Annotated in this window: 14 protein-coding genes; all 14 read left to right on the plus strand. The window is 60.2% G+C overall.

What is annotated here, in order from left to right:
- Window position 1: 1 nt before the first annotated feature.
- The 14 genes from smc to DWV48_RS05470 all read left to right on the plus strand — a co-directional run bounded on the left by smc (window position 2) and on the right by DWV48_RS05470 (window position 16,654).
- A complete protein-coding gene (smc, locus tag DWV48_RS05405) occupies window positions 2-3,538 on the plus strand; it encodes a chromosome segregation protein SMC (protein ID WP_118653807.1) in 3,537 nt (1,178 codons plus the stop codon).
- A complete protein-coding gene (gene ftsY, locus DWV48_RS05410; RefSeq protein WP_118653808.1) occupies window positions 3,538-4,455 on the plus strand; it encodes a signal recognition particle-docking protein FtsY in 918 nt (305 codons plus the stop codon). The genes smc and ftsY overlap by 1 nt, the downstream gene beginning before the upstream one ends.
- A gap of 152 nt (window positions 4,456-4,607) precedes the next feature.
- Window positions 4,608-6,098 (plus strand): signal recognition particle protein, encoded by a 1,491-nt coding sequence (gene ffh / locus DWV48_RS05415; protein WP_118653809.1) that lies wholly within the window; start codon window positions 4,608-4,610, stop codon window positions 6,096-6,098.
- Between the two features lie 152 nt (window positions 6,099-6,250).
- Entirely contained in the window at window positions 6,251-7,099 is an 849-nt protein-coding gene (gene thyA / locus DWV48_RS05420) for a thymidylate synthase (RefSeq protein ID WP_118653810.1), read from the plus strand.
- Window positions 7,100-7,253: 154 nt separating this feature from the next.
- A complete protein-coding gene (locus DWV48_RS05425; RefSeq protein WP_118653838.1) occupies window positions 7,254-7,766 on the plus strand; it encodes a dihydrofolate reductase in 513 nt (170 codons plus the stop codon).
- Between the two features lie 77 nt (window positions 7,767-7,843).
- Complete coding sequence (locus tag DWV48_RS05430) at window positions 7,844-8,212, plus strand: VOC family protein (RefSeq protein WP_118653811.1); 369 nt, start codon at window positions 7,844-7,846, stop codon at window positions 8,210-8,212.
- A gap of 1 nt (window position 8,213) precedes the next feature.
- On the plus strand, window positions 8,214-9,125 hold the full coding sequence (locus DWV48_RS05435) for an RNA methyltransferase (protein ID WP_118653812.1): 912 nt from the start codon (window positions 8,214-8,216) through the stop codon (window positions 9,123-9,125).
- Window positions 9,126-9,240: 115 nt separating this feature from the next.
- Window positions 9,241-11,148 (plus strand): ATP-dependent zinc metalloprotease FtsH, encoded by a 1,908-nt coding sequence (gene ftsH / locus DWV48_RS05440; protein WP_118653813.1) that lies wholly within the window; start codon window positions 9,241-9,243, stop codon window positions 11,146-11,148.
- 91 nt (window positions 11,149-11,239) lie between these two features.
- Complete coding sequence (locus DWV48_RS05445) at window positions 11,240-12,142, plus strand: NYN domain-containing protein (RefSeq protein WP_118653814.1); 903 nt, start codon at window positions 11,240-11,242, stop codon at window positions 12,140-12,142.
- A gap of 189 nt (window positions 12,143-12,331) precedes the next feature.
- Window positions 12,332-12,673 carry a 50S ribosomal protein L19 gene (gene rplS, locus DWV48_RS05450; protein WP_118653815.1) on the plus strand — a complete coding sequence of 114 codons (342 nt, stop codon included), beginning with the start codon at window positions 12,332-12,334 and terminating at the stop codon, window positions 12,671-12,673.
- A gap of 116 nt (window positions 12,674-12,789) precedes the next feature.
- Window positions 12,790-13,578 carry a ribonuclease HII gene (locus tag DWV48_RS05455; RefSeq protein ID WP_118653816.1) on the plus strand — a complete coding sequence of 263 codons (789 nt, stop codon included), beginning with the start codon at window positions 12,790-12,792 and terminating at the stop codon, window positions 13,576-13,578.
- A gap of 163 nt (window positions 13,579-13,741) precedes the next feature.
- Window positions 13,742-14,215 carry a YraN family protein gene (locus DWV48_RS05460; protein WP_118653817.1) on the plus strand — a complete coding sequence of 158 codons (474 nt, stop codon included), beginning with the start codon at window positions 13,742-13,744 and terminating at the stop codon, window positions 14,213-14,215.
- On the plus strand, window positions 14,212-15,741 hold the full coding sequence (locus tag DWV48_RS05465; protein ID WP_118653818.1) for a YifB family Mg chelatase-like AAA ATPase: 1,530 nt from the start codon (window positions 14,212-14,214) through the stop codon (window positions 15,739-15,741). The genes DWV48_RS05460 and DWV48_RS05465 overlap by 4 nt, the downstream gene beginning before the upstream one ends.
- Window positions 15,728-16,654: a DNA-processing protein DprA gene (locus DWV48_RS05470; RefSeq protein ID WP_118653839.1), complete on the plus strand. Its 927-nt coding sequence runs from the start codon at window positions 15,728-15,730 to the stop codon at window positions 16,652-16,654. Before DWV48_RS05465 ends, DWV48_RS05470 begins: the two co-directional genes overlap by 14 nt.
- Window positions 16,655-16,659 lie beyond the last annotated feature (5 nt).

Raw genomic sequence — 16,659 nt, forward strand, 5'->3', positions numbered from 1 at the left:
CGTGTACCTTAAGTCGCTCACCCTCAAGGGTTTCAAATCGTTTGCCGATCGCGCTCAGATGACCTTCGAACCTGGGCTCACGGTTATCGTTGGTCCCAATGGTTCGGGCAAATCGAACGTCTCTGATGCCATCTTGTGGGTTCTGGGCGAGCAGAGCGCCAAGCAGCTGCGCGGGCAGGCCATGGAGGACGTTATCTTCTCGGGCTCGTCTGCGCGTAAACCGGTGGGTGTTGCCGAGGTGACGCTCGTGCTCGATAATTCCGATCACGTGCTTCCCGTCGATTTCAACGAGGTCGCCATCACGCGGCGCATGTACCGCTCGGGTGAGAGCGAGTACCTCATCAATTCCAGTCCGTGTCGCCTGATGGACATTCAGGATATCTTGCATGACTCCGGCTTAGGCAAGGACACGCACTCCATCATCTCCCAGGGCAAGCTTGATGCGATTTTGCAGAGCCGCCCCGAGGAGCGGCGGAGCCTTATCGAAGAGGCCGCCGGTATTTCCAAGCACAAACGCCGCAAGGAACGCGCCCTGCGCAAGATCAAGAGCATGGATGAACATCTCACGCGTGCGCGCGACATAAACCGTGAGATCTCCCGTCAACTCAAGCCGCTCGAGCGGCAGGTTGATCGCGCTCGAAAATACAAGGACCTCTCGAGCAGGGCGACCGAGCTCACACAGGTCCTTGCCGTCGACGAGCTTCGTCAGCTCCAGGCCCAATGGGCGGATCTCGAGTCGTCCTCGCGCGAGAGCGCTGCGGCCCTCGAGCTCGCCCGCTACCGCCTAGGCGAAAAGGAGCGCGAGCTCGAGAAGCTCCAGGTCATGCTCGAGGAAAAAGGGCTGTTCGTTGGTGACCTTGGTGAACAGCGCCGTCATATGCAGGATATCGTCGGGCGAATCGGTTCTGATATGCGTTTGCTCGAGGAGAAGGGGCGTAATATGGTCGCGCGCCTCTCCGAGATGCGTGGCACCCTTTCCGGCTCCGAACACCAACGGCGACGAACGGTGGAGGAGCTTTCCGACATCAACCGGCAACTTGATGAGGAGCGTGCGACGGCCACCGTGGCTGCAGAGGACGTTGCCGCCCTTGAGCCTGCCGCCGATGAGCTCCACGCGCGACGAATCGAGCTTGGTGAGGTTATCACCGCGCTCACGCGGGAGCAGCGTGAGGTCCAGCGAACGTCTGATGGTGCCGCCCTCGAACTCGTCAAGGTTAAGGAGACGCTTTCCAACGCCGAGCTCGAGGATGATATGTATGCCCGTCGCCTTGAACAGGTCGATGACGAGGCCGATGAGCTGCGTGCTTCTCTGGCCCATCGCCGCGATCGTGCCGACGAGCTCGTCGCGGAGCTGGATGACGCCCGCACGGCACGACAGGAGGCTAAAGACGCCCTTGACGCGGCAATCGCCGCTCTCGCGGATTTGCGGGAAAAAGAGGCTCAGACGCGTGAGAAGCTCGCCGACGTCCGTTCTGAGCTTTCGGGACTCAGGAAGGTCGATGCGAGCCTGAGTGACTCCTCGCCCCTTGCCGCTCGTGTGGTGAGCAACCACCCCGAGTCCATTGCGGGGCGTTTGGGTGATGTCATCGAAGCCCCCGTCGAGCTTGAGCCCCTCGTCGAGCAGTTGCTTGCGGGGGACATCGATGCGCTCGTCTGCATGGACGGCGATGCGCTTGCCCGTGCTGCGTCGTTCGCCCTTGGCCAGAAGGATGCATCTGGTGAGGCTCTTCTGCTTGCGCGAGATGTTACTGCTTCGGACCGGCACCAGGGTGCCGCAGGTTATCGCTTGGTCGAGCGCCTTCAGGTGCGCGAGGGCTACGCTCCCGCCGTCGCCGCTTTGCTCGGTCACGTCTATGTGGTCGATTCCCTTGACGATGCGCTGTCGGCTCCCATCGTTTCCGGCGTGCTTTACGTGACGCCCGACGGCGCTCGCGTGCGTGATGGGGGTGTGGTTCGCTTGGGCGCCACGAGCGGGGGTGCCGCCGGCTCACTTGAGCGCAAGCGCCGCATTCGCGAACTCGAGGGATTCGAGCCTGATTTGCTTGCCGTCTTCGACCATGCCGTTGAGCGCGTTGGTGAGGCCACCGAGGCTATTGAGGAGGCCCGCACGGTCGAGGGTAACGCCGCGGGAACGATTTCGCGCCTCGAAGGAGAGCATGCCTCGCTCTTGTCTGAGATCGGGCGTATGGAACATTCTCTTTCGGTCAAGCTCGGCGAGCGTGCTAATCTCGCCAAGCGCCGCGAGGAGGCGGCGGTCGCCGTGCGCGATGCGCAACCGCGGGTCGACGAGCTCACGACGGTTCGCGATGATTCGCTTGCGCGCCTGGATGAGCTTTCGCGGCAGATCGACGAGGCACAAGACGACCTCGAGCGCGTACGCCGAGATGACGCCGAGGCCGGTTCGAAGCTCGCAGACGCCAAGGTGCGTTTGGCCCGCGCAAACGAGCGCGTGAAGAGCCTCTCGGCACGTGCTCCCGAACTCGAGCGTAGACTTGAGGGTATAGACCGTCGTATTCGCGGCACCGAGCAGTCTGCCCGCTCCCTTGAGGTTCTCCGTTTGCGCGTCGATCCCCTGCATGACCGGTATCAAGCGCTTTCAGAGCGTGCCATGGACTGGGCGGCGCGCCTGCGAGACCGTGCATCGCTGGAGGAGGCCGATTCGGCGTCGCTCAAGCGCACGATCGAAGATGCCAAGTGCGAGGTCTCGCGCGCGAAGGTCGAAGTCGATTTGGCCACCGCCGCGGTGAATGAGGCGAAGGTGTCTCGTGGCAAGCTCGAGGTGCAAGTCGAGGCGGCCGTACGTGCCATCACCGCCGATGGCACCACGGTCTTGGAGGAGGCGTTGCAGCTCCCCGCGCCCGATGACCGTGCCGCCGCCGAGCGCGAGCTCAACGACCTTGTTCGCCAGATCAACAACCTCGGTCCGGTCAATCAGGTCGCGATGGAGGAGTACGAGACGCTCAAGACGCGCGCCGACTACATCGCCCGTCAACTCGAGGATCTTGAGGGTGCCCGCAAGGCGCTCACCAAGATCACGGCGGCAATCGATCGCAAAATGCGCACGAGCTTCCTCACCACCTTCGAGAAGGTCGACGAGAACTTCCGCGAGGTATTCGAAATGCTCTTCCCGGGTGGACAGGCTCATCTGGAGATGACCGATCCCGAGCACCCTGCCGAGACCGGTATCGAAGTCGTCGCGCAGCCACGGGGTAAGCGCATCACGAAGATGATGCTCATGAGCGGCGGCGAGAAGTCGTTGACTGCGCTTGCGCTCCTCTTTGCCGTCTACCGCACTCGTACGGTGCCGTTCTACGTTCTTGACGAGGTCGAGGCCGCCTTGGACGATTCGAATCTCTCCAAGCTCATCGGTGCCATCGACTACCTGCGTACGTCGACGCAGCTGCTCGTCATCTCGCATCAACGTCGCACCATGGAGGACGCCGACGTGTTGTATGGTGTCTCCATGCAGGCCGACGGCGTAAGCCGTGTGGTCAGCCAGAAACTCGATCGAGAAACCGGAAAGGTCGTGAATGCATAATGGGTCTCTTCGATTCCCTCAAGCGCGGTCTCGAGCGTAGCCGCGAGGCCTTGAATGAGGTCTTTTATTTCGGCGGCGAGGTGGACGAGAGCTTTTGGGAGGAGCTTGAGGACACCCTCGTCATGGGTGACATGGGTGGCGAGATTGCGATGCGCGTCACGGATGATTTGCGCGAGACCGCTGCTCGGAAGAATTTGAAGACCGCCGAGCAACTCCGTGGGGCGCTCGCTGAGCGGCTCAGCGAGTTTTTCGTCGAGCCCGCGTTTGATATCTTTGACGATACCCCCAGCTGCGTCCTATTTGTCGGCATCAACGGCGCCGGCAAGACCACGACGGTCGGGAAAATCGCGAGCGCGGAGGCGCATGCCGGCAAAAATGTGGTTATTGGCAGCGCCGACACGTTCCGAGCAGCCGCCATCGAGCAGCTCGATGTGTGGGGGCAGCGCGCAGGGGTTCCGGTTATCAAGCGCGATCGCGGCTCCGATCCCGCGAGTGTGTGCTACGACGTTCTCGATGAGGCCGACAAGCGCGGCAGTGACCTGGTGCTCATCGACACCGCCGGCCGTTTGCACTCGAGCCCCGAGCTCATGCGCGAGCTCGCCAAGGTCGTGAAAGTGACCCGCAAGCGCGCCGAGGCGTGCAGCTCTGGCCCCATGCCCGTCCATGTGGTGCTTGTAATCGATTCCGCTACCGGCCAAAACGGCCTTTCCCAGGCCCAGGAATTCAACGAGTCGCTCGGGCTGGACGGTATCATCATGACCAAGCTTGACGGCACGGCGAAGGGCGGCATCGCATTGGCCGTTGCCGAGCAGCTCAAGCTTCCCATCTACCGCATCGGCGTGGGCGAACAAGTCGAGGACCTCCAGCGCTTCGACGCGCGCGCCTTCTGTCGCGCCCTGGTGGGACTGGAAGATTAGGTTAACGAATCCCCGCGTCTTCCCCTGATGGGCACCTTGCCGCTCAGCTGCGAGCTTACGTACGTTAGTACGCTGCGCTCTTGCTTCGTGGCAATCTGCTCCATCAGGAAAAGACGTCTCAGTACTTGTTAGAGCTAGAAAGAGAGAGATACATGGCTGCATTTGGTTCGTTGTCCGACCGCCTCGCCGATACATTCGACCGCTTGCGCGGTAAGGGCAAACTCACTGAGGCCGATATCAACGTGGCCATGCGTGAAATTCGCATGGCACTGCTCGAGGCGGACGTCAACTACCGCGTGGTGAAGGACTTCGTCACGCGCACGAAGGAGCGCTGCCTCACTGCCGAGGTCATGGAGTCGCTCACGCCTGCGCAGAACGTCGTCAAGATCGTGCTCGATGAGCTCACCGAGCTGCTGGGCGGCACCGAGAGCAAACTCGTGCTCTCCAGCCGCATTCCGAACGTGATTATGCTCGTCGGACTTCAGGGTTCCGGTAAGACCACGGCGGCCGTTAAACTCGCCTACATGCTTAAAAAGCAGGGCAAGAGCCCTCTGCTCGCCGCGTGCGACGTCTATCGTCCCGCCGCCGCCGACCAGCTGGCGACCCTCGGCGGTGAAATCGGCGTGCCCGTCTTCCGTGGGGACGGTGTTCATCCCGTCGAGATCGCCCGTGCTTCCATTCGCGAGGCGGTCGACACCATGCGCGATGTGGTCATCGTCGACACCGCCGGTCGCCTGCAAATCGACGAGCAGATGATGCAGGAAGCCGTCGACATCAAGCGTGCGGTCAAGCCCGACCAGGTTCTCATGGTGGTCGACGCCATGACCGGCCAGGACATCGTCAACGTGGTCTCCACCTTCGCGGAGCGCACTGACTTCGACGGTGTCATTATCTCCAAGCTCGACGGTGACGCCCGCGGCGGTGGAGCCCTCTCCGTGCGTGAGGTGACTGGCAAGCCCATCAAGTTCGTCTCCATGGGCGAGAAGCCTGATTCCCTCGAGGTGTTCAACCCCGAGCGCATGGCAAAGCGCATCCTCGGCATGGGCGACGTCATTGGAATTATCGAGAAGGCTCAGGAGGCCGCAACGGCCGAGCAGCTCGCATCTGCGGAGCGCATGCTTCGTGACGGCTTCACCATGGATGACATGCTCGAGCAGATGAAGGCCGTCAAGAAGATGGGCGGCATGAAGGGTATCCTCGGCATGCTCCCCGGCGGCCAGCGCGCCCTCAACCAGATGGGCGGCGACCTCGACGAGAAGGTCTTCGACCGTAACGAGGCCATCATCCTGTCCATGACGGCAGAGGAGCGCCGTCGCCCCTCCATCATCAACGGCCAGCGTCGCGCCCGCATCGCCCGCGGTTGCGGTCTTACACCCACCGACGTCAACGCCCTCATGAAGCAGTGGGGCGAGATGAACAAGATGATGGGAAAGGTGCGCGCCATGGCGCAACAGCAAGGCGTCGGCAAGAAGGGCAAGAAGGGGAAAAAGGGCAAAAAGATGCGTATGCCCGGCGTCCCCGGCATGGGTGGCATGAACATGAACCAGCTCATGAATCAAATGGGCGGCATGCCCGGCATGGGCGGCGGCATGTCCGACATGGAGAAGCTCATGCAGATGAACGAGCAGTTCAGGCGGAAGTAACATCCTTTTCGTCAATTCGATCTGCGCCCGGCCTTATATACGCTACGGAGTGTGGTTGCGCTTCGCTCCACAAAAACACTCCTTCGGTATATAAGGCCGGGCTTCTGTTACCTTGTATGGATGTGTTCAATTGTGTGTGGAAGGAGCGAGCCGTGAGCAAGGCAGACAAGCTATTTGTGAGCATGTGCCGGGATATCCTGGATCATGGCACCACCACGGAAGGGGAGAAGGTACGCCCGGTCTGGGAGGACGGCACTCCCGCGTACACCATCAAGAACTTCGGTGTCACCAACCGCTATGACCTGCGTGAGGAGTTCCCTGCGCTTACGCTGCGCCGTACGGCGCTCAAGTCCGCGATGGACGAGGTCCTGTGGATCTACCAGAAAAAATCCAATAACATCAACGACCTCAAGTCCCACATTTGGGACCAGTGGGCCGATGAGACCGGTTCGATCGGCAAGGCATACGGCTACCAGATCGCGCAGAAGTCGCACTACGAGGAAGGCGACTTCGATCAGATGGACCGCGTGCTGTACGACCTCACGCATACGCCGTACTCGCGTCGCATCATGACGAATATGTATACGTTTGCCGATCTGTCCGAGATGCACTTGTATCCGTGCGCGTATTCTGTGACGTACAACGTGACGGCTGAGCCTGGCTGCGACAAGCCGGTGCTCAACATGGTGCTCATGCAGCGTAGCCAGGATATCCTTGCTGCCAACAACTGGAACGTGTGTCAGTACGCCATCTTGCTCATGATGGTCGCGCGCCATTGCGATATGATCGCAGGCGAGCTGTTGCACGTGATCGTTGACGCGCACATTTACGACCGGCACGTGGATATCGTGCGTGAGCTCATCGAGCGGCCGCAGTTCCCGGCGCCCAAGGTCTCGCTCAATCCTGAAGTCACGAATTTCTACGACTTTACAACTGATGACCTCATTGTTGAGGATTATGAGACGGGGCCGCAGGTCAAGGGGATTCCCATCGCGGTCTAAATCCGTTTCGCCCGCCCCGCCCCGGAGCATATCACCCCGTGCTCAAACAGCGCTACGCGAACTGCGCGCGGGACGATATGCTCCGGGGCGGGGCTACGGTATCATCGGTTTAAAAGTGGATTGTGCCCCTGATGTACAAGAGGAGAGTTGCATGATGACATGTGAGCTTAAGGCCATCGTCGCTGTGTGCGATGACTGGGGGATTGGACGGGATGGCGATATGGTGGTGGCCAATCGTGCCGACATGCGCCATTTTGTCAATAAGACCAAGGGCCATCCCGTCGTTATGGGACGTAAGACCCTTGAGAGCTTTCCCGGCGGGCGTCCGCTCAAGGACCGTCGCAACATTGTTCTCACGCGTGATCCCGCGTTTGAACGCGAGGGTATCGAGGTTGTTCATTCGGTTGAGGAAGCGCTCGCTGCCGTCGCGGATGAGGACGTTGCCTGGGTCATCGGCGGGGGAGCAGTGTACGAGCAGTTCCTGCCTCATTGCATCGAGGCGGAGGTCACGCGCGACCACGTGATACGCGATGTCGATACGTATTTCCCCAACCTCGATGTAGATTCCGCCTGGTCGGTCGTCGACTGTTCCGAGGTTTTTCGTATTGAGGAGGGCGCCGGCGACGCCGACGTCACCTTCGAGTTCATGACATACCGCAGATCGTAGGGGCCCGCGCCCCGTGGGAGCCTGTGGTTCGTACCGTCTGGCATATACCGTCAACCATCTTGTACGAAGGAGCAACCATGCACTTCAAGATGTCTCACACAGAAATCCACGTCCTCGATCTGGATGCGTCCCTCGCGTTCTACGAGAAGGCACTCGGCTTGACGCCGGTGCGCGAGGAGGGACCCGAGGACGGTTCCTGGAAGCTCGTGTTCCTCGGCAATGAGGCGAGTCCCTGCCAGCTCGAGCTCACGTGGAACAAGGGCCGTGTCGAGCCGTACAACCAGGGCGGGCATGACATTCATCTGGCTTTCGAGGTCGCGGACATGGGTGCCGCCCATGATCTTCACGCTTCCATGGGTTGCATCGTGAAGGAGAACCCCTCCATGGGCATCTACTTCATCGAGGATCCTGATGGTTTCTACATCGAGATCGTGCCGGTACGTTAAGATGCCTGGGGTTGAAATCGCTCATATTGACTCATTGGACGATCCTCGTCTTGAGGCGTACACGAAGCTGACTGAACGTCAGCTGCGTTCAGTGCTCGAGCCCGAGAAGGGCATCTTCATCGCGGAGAGTGGCAAAGTCATCGAGCGCGCGGTCGAGGCCGGCCTTGTGCCTGTGAGCTTCCTTTTGGGTGAGCGTTGGCTTGATCAGCTCACCCCGCTGCTCGAGAAGGTCGCTACCGACTTCCCCGAAATCGATATTCCCGTCTTTGTTGGCGAGATGGCTCTGCTTGAGCAGCTTACCGGCTTTTCGGTGACCCGTGGTGCACTTGCGGCGTTTCACCGGCCGCCGCTCGCGGATGCGGGTGCCTTCCTAGAAGGATTGGTTGAGCGCGCCTCTGGGCGCCCGATTCGCGCGTGCGTGCTCGAGGGCATCGTTGACCATTCGAATGTGGGCGCGATCTTCCGGTCCGCGGCGGCGCTCAACGTTGACGGCATTCTCGTGAGTCCGACCTGTGTGGATCCGCTCTATCGCCGTTCTGCGCGCGTGTCCATGGGCACCGTCTTCCAGGTACCTTGGACGAGGATTGGCACCGAGGCCCGCACGTGGCCCCGTGATGGCCTCGAGGTCCTGCACGATGCCGGCTTCACGTGTGCCGCCATGGCGCTCTCCGACGACTCGATTTCCTTGGACGACCCTCGACTTCAGGGCATAGAACGGCTCGCGATATTCATGGGAACCGAGGGCGCCGGGCTACAGAGACGCACGATTGACGGCTGCGACACGACGGTTCGCATTCCCATGGCGCACGGCGTTGACTCCTTGAATGTCGCCGCTGCGAGCGCCGTCGCGTTTTGGCAGCTCTGTCCCCACGTCGACAATGGGTACCAATATCGTCCGGGCATGTTTGCGTGATTGATGGCAGGTCTCTCCGTATCGTGACGGAGGGGCGTTCTTGATTCGCGCGTTTAACGGGCCGCGCTCGGGGGTATCCTCAGAGCATTACTGAACGTACGGACGGAGTTTCCTTATGGAAATGGATGATCATAAGCGTAGGCGGAATCTCATCCTCTACATGCTCATTGCCTTTGCGGTGTACCTGGTCTTGAGCAGCGTGCTGTTCCCCAATTTCAAGAACGGCGGGCTCGAGGTCGAGGATGTCACGTATTCCCAGCTTTTGAGCGATCTCGAGGACAAAAAGGTCGATGAGGTCAGCTACACCACCGATGATGCCCAAGCGGTCTACACGCTCAAGGGCGAAGAGGGCAAGGCGTATCGCACCACCACCATGCCCACGGACGTGGATCTCACTAATCGCATCGAAGAGGCTGGTGCAACTCTCAAGGTGACGATTCCCAAGCAGGATTCCGGCATGTGGACCTATCTGTTCATCACGGTGTTCGCTCCCATGCTCATCTTCTTTCTGCTCGGTTGGTGGCTCAATCGCCGTATGAAGAAGGCCATGGGTGACGACAATCCCTCGATGGATTTCTCCGGCGGCGGCTTTGGCGGCTTTGGCGGCGGCAACCTTGGCAAGTCCGGCGCTCGTATCGTCGCTTCCAAGGATGTCGGCGTCACGTTCAAGGACGTCGCTGGTCAGGAAGAGGCCAAGGAGTCCCTCAAGGAAGTCGTCGATTTCCTCGAGAATCCCAAGCGTTATGAGGAGATCGGCGCCAAGCTGCCGCGTGGTGCCCTGCTCGTGGGCCCTCCCGGTACCGGCAAGACGCTGCTCGCGAAGGCTGTCGCCGGCGAGGCGGGCGTTCCCTTCTTCAGCATTTCCGGATCTGAGTTTGTCGAGATGTTCGTCGGTCGCGGTGCCGCCAAGGTGCGCGATCTGTTCAAGCAGGCTAAGGAGAAAGCTCCCTGTATCGTCTTCATCGATGAGATTGACACCATCGGCAAGAAGCGCGATGGCGGCGGCTTCTCTGGCAATGACGAACGTGAGCAGACGTTAAATCAGCTTCTCACGGAAATGGACGGCTTTGACAACCAAAAGGGCATCGTGGTTCTCGCCGCGACGAACCGCCCCGATTCCCTAGACGCCGCGCTCCTGCGCCCGGGCCGCTTCGATCGCCGCGTGCCGGTCGAGTTGCCCGACCTCTCCGGGCGCAAGGCGATTCTCGAGCTCCACTCCAAAGATGTGAAGACCGAGCCGGGCATAGACCTCACTGCCATCGCCCGCGCGACGCCCGGTGCCTCCGGTGCCGATCTTGCTAATATCATCAACGAGGGAGCCCTGCGCGCTGTTCGTCTTGGTCGCAAGCGTGCGACCCAGGAAGACTTTGAGGAAAGCGTCGAGGTTGTCATCGCCGGTCAACAGCGCAAGTCCACGGTGCTTTCCGATCATGAGAAGCAGGTAGTTGCGTATCATGAGATTGGCCACGCCATCGTCGCCGCACGTCAAAAGGGGTCGGCGCCGGTAACCAAGATCACCATCGTGCCTCGTACAAGCGGCGCACTCGGCTATACCATGCAGGTTGAGGAGGACGAGCGCTTCCTTACCACGAAGCAGGAGGTGCTCGATAAGCTCGCCGTGTACTGCGGTGGTCGTGCCGCGGAAGAGTTGATCTTCGGCGAGATGACCACGGGCGCCGCAAACGATATCGAGCAGGCGACCAAGCTTGCCCGCAATATGATCACACGATTCGGCATGTCCGAGGAGTTTGGCATGATGGCGCTCGGTACCGTGCAAAACGCCTACCTCAACCAGGATACCTCTCTCACGTGCGCACCCGGTACGGCGGAGCGCGTCGACGCGGCGGTCCAAAAGCTCATCGCCGAGGCGCACGGACGCGCCCTCCAGATGCTCAAGGAGAACAAGTTCAAGCTCCATGAGCTCGCTCATTACCTGTATAAGAAGGAGACCATCACGGGTGAGGAGTTCATGAGTCTTCTTACGCGGGAGAACCCGCTCATGCCCAAGAGCCCTCAGGCGTAATGGTGGCTCATACCCTCATATGACATACGGCCCTGTCCGTCTTTTTGCGCGGGCGGGGCCGTTGCATGTACATGCAACTCGAAGGGATGTTATGTTCGAAAGCACTTCAGAGCTCCGTTTTGCCGTCCTGATCGACGCCGACAACGTGAGCGAAAAATATATCAAGGTCATCCTCGACGAGATCTCGAACGCCGGCGTCGCTACGTACAAGCGTATCTACGGTGACTGGACGAGCCCGCGTCTGGCGAGTTGGAAGAGTTGTCTACTCGACCATTCGATTATCCCGATGCAGCAATACAGCTACACGTATGGCAAGAATGCCACGGACTCGGCGATGATCATCGATGCCATGGACATCCTGTATTCGGGTACGGTCGACGGATTCGCCATCGTCAGCTCTGATTCCGACTTCACGCGTCTCGTGGCGCGCTTGCGCGAGAGCGGTATGGTGGTGATCGGCATGGGCGAGCAAAAGACTCCCAAGCCGTTCATCTCCGCTTGCAACCAGTTCAAGTATCTCGACCTGCTGTACGCTCGACAGCAGCTGGAAGAGGCCGATGATGCCGGTGATTCCCGCGAGGACGATGTTTCGGCCCCTGTCGGCAAGCCCGCGCCTCGCCGACGGCGCCGCCGCCCCGGCGATGCCGGCGGGTCCGCATCTGAACCGAGCAACTGCGCATGTGATGAGGCGGAGGACGAGATCGAGGGAGAGGTCGCTTTCGGCGAGATGAGCCGAGCGGACAAGCGCCGCCATCTTCGGGCGATCCGTTGCGCCATTAACGCCGTCATCGATTCCTTCGGCGATGAGGACGGTTGGATTTCCTTGGGGCTGCTCGGCGACCAGCTCGGAAAGCGCCTTCCCGATTTCGACGTTCGCAACTATGGATATAAACGGCTCCGCCCGTTCCTCAAGTCGCTCGGTGTCTACGAGTTCGACGAGCCCGCGGGCGAGCAGGGCAAGCGCCAGATCAACCTCCGTCAACGAGATCTCTAGAGCGCCTTGTACACGGGACGCGTTGTAGCCGTGTCTCGGTGCGTACGCTACGGGGCGTGCGGATAATCGCGTGGAGGACTTGAGGTTTTCCTTGGTATAGCACTGCTTCTTGTGTATACTTGCTGCTGTTTGTTCAACCTATGTGCCGGCGTACGCGTGCGGCACCTCTAGAAGAGTAAGGAATCTGTCATGGATTACATCCGCGCAATCGAGCGTCAGCAGATCCGCGAGGACATGCCTCGCATCCTGGTCGGCGACAACGTCAAGGTCCACTACCGTATCAAGGAAGGCGACCGCGAGCGTGTCCAGGTCTTCCAGGGCGATGTCATTCGCCTGCAGGGTGCCGGTTCCCGTGAGACCTTCACCGTTCGTAAGATCTCCTACGGCGTGGGCGTTGAGCGTACCTTCCCGGTTCATTCCCCGAAGATCGCCAAGCTCGAGGTTGTTCGCCACGGTAAGGTCCGTCGCGCCAAGCTGTACTACCTGCGCGACAAGGTGGGCAAGGCTGCCCGCATTCCCGAGAAGCGCTAAGCACGGTTTTAGGGTTTACAGATCCGTACGGAAAGCGGGCCGCTCATTTGGGCGGCCCGCTTTCATAGAGAGGGTCGTGCGCCGCGCGGCGCATTGATTCTTATAAGGGGGATATCGTGGCGAATATGACGAGTTCGGCCTCTGCCGCCCAAGTTGCGGCAGAACTTGCGAGCGCATCGTTCGAGGAAATCGAGGCCCTTGTCGAAAGGTATGCCGAAGATCCCCGCCTCCAAGTCCAGAAGGCATGCGAGCGCGCGCGGCGCCGATTGGACAAGGAACGCACCGAGCGCGACCGCGTGGATGCCATGTACGCAACCATGCGCGAGCTTGGTGGTCCCGGCGTCGTTGTCGGCGTCGATGAGGTCGGCAGGGGTTCGGTCGCCGGACCACTGACCGTGTGTGCCGTGTGCCTGCCCGATGAGCCGCGCATCTGGGGTATCAACGATTCGAAGCAGCTCACTCCTGCCAAGCGTGAGATCCTTGCCGTCCAGATAGCAGAATGTGCGCGGGCGATCGGCATCTGCCATATCCCTCCCGTGCGTATCGATGAGATCGGCATGGCCCGTGCGCTGCGTGAGGCGGTGGCAGGCGCGGTTGCCGATACCGGGTTAGAGCCCGATTGCGTCCTCATGGACGGCAATCCTCTCGGTGCCGTCAAACATGAGTGCGATGTCGTAAAGGGTGATGCCACGGTGGCTTGTATTGCGGCGGCCTCGATTGTCGCAAAGGTCACGCGTGATGAGATGATGGTCGAATATGACGCCGAATACCCTGATTATCACTTTGCACAATCAAAGGGCTATGCCTCTGCAGAGCACATACAAGCAATCAAGGAATACGGTCTTTGCCCCATACATCGCGTGAGTTTTTGCGGAAACTTTTTGGAGACTGCACGACTTTTCTAGCTCCTCGATGATCCTTGCGCCTTACAGGTAAGGCCTCTTCCTTCACGTCGCCTGGCTGTGTCAGGTGCTGCCAGATTCCGCGTATGCTTTTGCGGGGCGTTTTTGAGACGGCTATGGGATAGCAGGTCCGATACTTCCCTCACCGGATGTGAAGGGAGTGCATATGGGCGCGAACAAGAATAGAGAGCGGGCGCAGGCGATCCTGAGGCGTGCCATTGACGAAGGGGAGTGCGTCTTCGATGGTCAGTACCTAAGCGGGATGTCGAACAAGCTCATCGGAACACTGGGGGAGGAGCTCGCGGCGTGTTATCTCGAGGGCCGGGGATACGAGATTGTCGAACGCAATTACCGCTGCCCAGAAGGTGAGGCTGACATAATCGCCCACGATTGCGACTCCGAAGAAGTCGTCCTCGTGGAGGTCAAGACACGGCGCAGCACTGCGGTCGATTCATATCCCGAAGAAGCCGTGACACCGTCCAAGATCAAGCGCTATCGCCGCATCGCCTATCAATTCATCGCCGAACACTTCCCGTGCCAGTCGGTCCGTTTCGACGTTATCGCGGTCACGCTCGCCTCGAAGGGCGCATGTGAGATCCGCCACCTGTATGGCGTGTTCGACTGGGAGGCGGACCAATGAGCGCAACGCCTCAAACATTTGCCGTTCATGCGGCTTGTATACGAGGGGTGGAGGCGTTTGAGGTTACCGTTGAGATCTCGTCGTCGGGAACCATTCCGGGTATGACCATAGTCGGCATGGCGGATGCCGCCGTCATGGACGCGCGCAGCCGAATCCGATGCGCGTTGCGTTCGAGTGGTTTCATGGTTCCGCGGTGCACGCTTACGGTGAGCCTTGCGCCCGGGGATGTCCGTAAGACCGGATCGGGGCTCGATTTGCCTATCGCCGTGGCGATTCTTGCCCTCTCGGGCCAAATCCCCCTGGAGGGTCTCGATGATTGCCTCTTCGTTGGGGAGCTCGCCCTCGATGGGACCGTCTGCTCCGTCAAGGGCGAGGTGGCCTATCAGTTGCTCGCACGTGATCTCGGTGTTTCCTTTGTTGGGGGATTTAACTCCGAGCATGTGCCCATCGGCGAGGTGCAAGCAAGTTATCTGGAGCGTCTCAGTTGCCTGAGCGTCGGTATCGGTCGAGGTAAAAAGCCGTTTTGCGTCAATCCGTCCCATCGTGCTGTTCATGGGTCAGCGCTTGATTACGGCGATGTCGTGGGTCAGGAAATCGCGAAGCGGGGATTGGCGATTGCGGCAACGGGAGGCCTGGGCCTGATGATGATCGGGGCCCCGGGATCCGGCAAGACCATGCTCGCCAAGCGTATGACGGGCATCCTTCCTCCCATAGATGAGATTGAGCTTCAAGAGGCGCTCTGTATCCATTCGGTCGTTGGCGAGCGCACCGAGTCCTTGTTGAGGGGCTCGCGACCGTACCGAAACCCACATCACAGTATTTCCTCGGCAGGACTCATAGGCGGCGGGCGTCCGGTCCGTCCCGGTGAGATCAGCTTGGCGCATGGTGGCGTGCTCTACCTGGACGAACTCGGCGAGTTTTCATCGAATACCCTCCAAATGCTACGACAACCGATGGAAGACGGCGCCGTTCGAATCGTCCGTGTCGATGGAGCCTACACGTTTCCGGCGCGATTCCAACTCATCGCTGCGAGCAACCCCTGTCCCTGCGGGTACTTGGGGGACCGTGATGTTCCGTGCCGGTGCTCCGACGCCGCAATCGAACGGTATCGAGCAAAGCTTGGCGGTCCGTTGGCCGATCGTATCGATATCATCCTTCACGTAGCACGCCCGGATCCTGACCTCGTCATCGAAGGAGCCGAGGGACTGACGACGGACGTGCTGCGCGATCAGGTCGAAAAGGGCAGGGCGTTTTGCGCATGGCGCGAATCGCGAATTGCAGATACGGACGAATGCGGCTGCAGCGCTTCGCTCGATGCCGAGGTTCGTTCCTTCGGTCTGGACGCTGCGGGACGCGAAACGCTCCTTGAATTCTCGAAGCGTTCGCATTTGACGGGCAGGGGCGTCGTCGGTCTCTGCCGTATTTCGCGCACTATCGCCGATATGGCGGAGTCTGAATTCATCCAGGCGGCACATGTATTGGAGGCAGCGCAGTATCAAGGGAGGTATGGAGATGGGGGCGTGTAGGGACGGATTCGAGATTCGTCGGGGAGACTCAGGCTATCCTCGATGTGTGGCCGAGCTTCCCCAGGTGCCTCCCGTGCTGTACGTACGGGGTGATGCCACGGTGCTTGATCTTCCCTCGTTGTCCATCGTCGGCTCTCGCCGTGCATCGCCTTACGGTTCGGCTATCTGCGAACTTGCGGCGGGAATCGCCGTCGAGTCGGGCATACCCGTCGTATCGGGCGGTGCGCGCGGATGCGACCAGGTCGCTGGGTGGGCTACGCTCAATGCTGGCGGCAGGCACATCGTGGTACTGGGGACGGGGGCCGATGTCGTCTACCCCTCCACGGCGAAAGCCCTCGTTGACCGGGTCATCGAAACCGGTGGTTGCGTGATTTCCATAGAGCCCTGGGGAACGCCCCCACAGAGATGGGCGTTTCCCAAGCGAAACCGCGTCATAGCGGCGCTCTCATCCGCGACGTTCGTCGCGGAGGCGGGGCTGCCGTCGGGAACCTTTTCGACGGCGGAGGCGGCCAATGAGTTGGGCAGAGAGGTCCTCGCCGCCCCAGGTTCGATCTTTTCCCCCGAGTCACGTGGCTCTAATTACCTGATCGCGAATGGAGCATGTTGTATCGCCGACGAGGAGGCGCTTGAGGTCGCGATTTCCCGGATTTATGGAACGCTTCGCTTTTGCAGGAAGGATGCTCGTGGGTATGGGGGCCTTAAGGGGAACGAGCAGCGTGCACTCGATATGATAGTTGCAAGCCCGCTACGCGTAGATGAGCTTGCGTCCCATCTCGACATCGATGGGGTGACGTGCTTGACCTTGGTGAGCTCTCTCGAGATTCAAGGCTTGGCCGTGCGGCTTCCGGATGGGAGGATCTCACCGAGCAAGTCCGCCCTTCACGCCTTGACGCGCTTAGGGCACAATGGATGAATTGA

It is taken from the genome of Collinsella sp. AF08-23, from assembly GCF_003479805.1.
Taxonomy (GTDB): Bacteria; Actinomycetota; Coriobacteriia; order Coriobacteriales; family Coriobacteriaceae; genus Collinsella.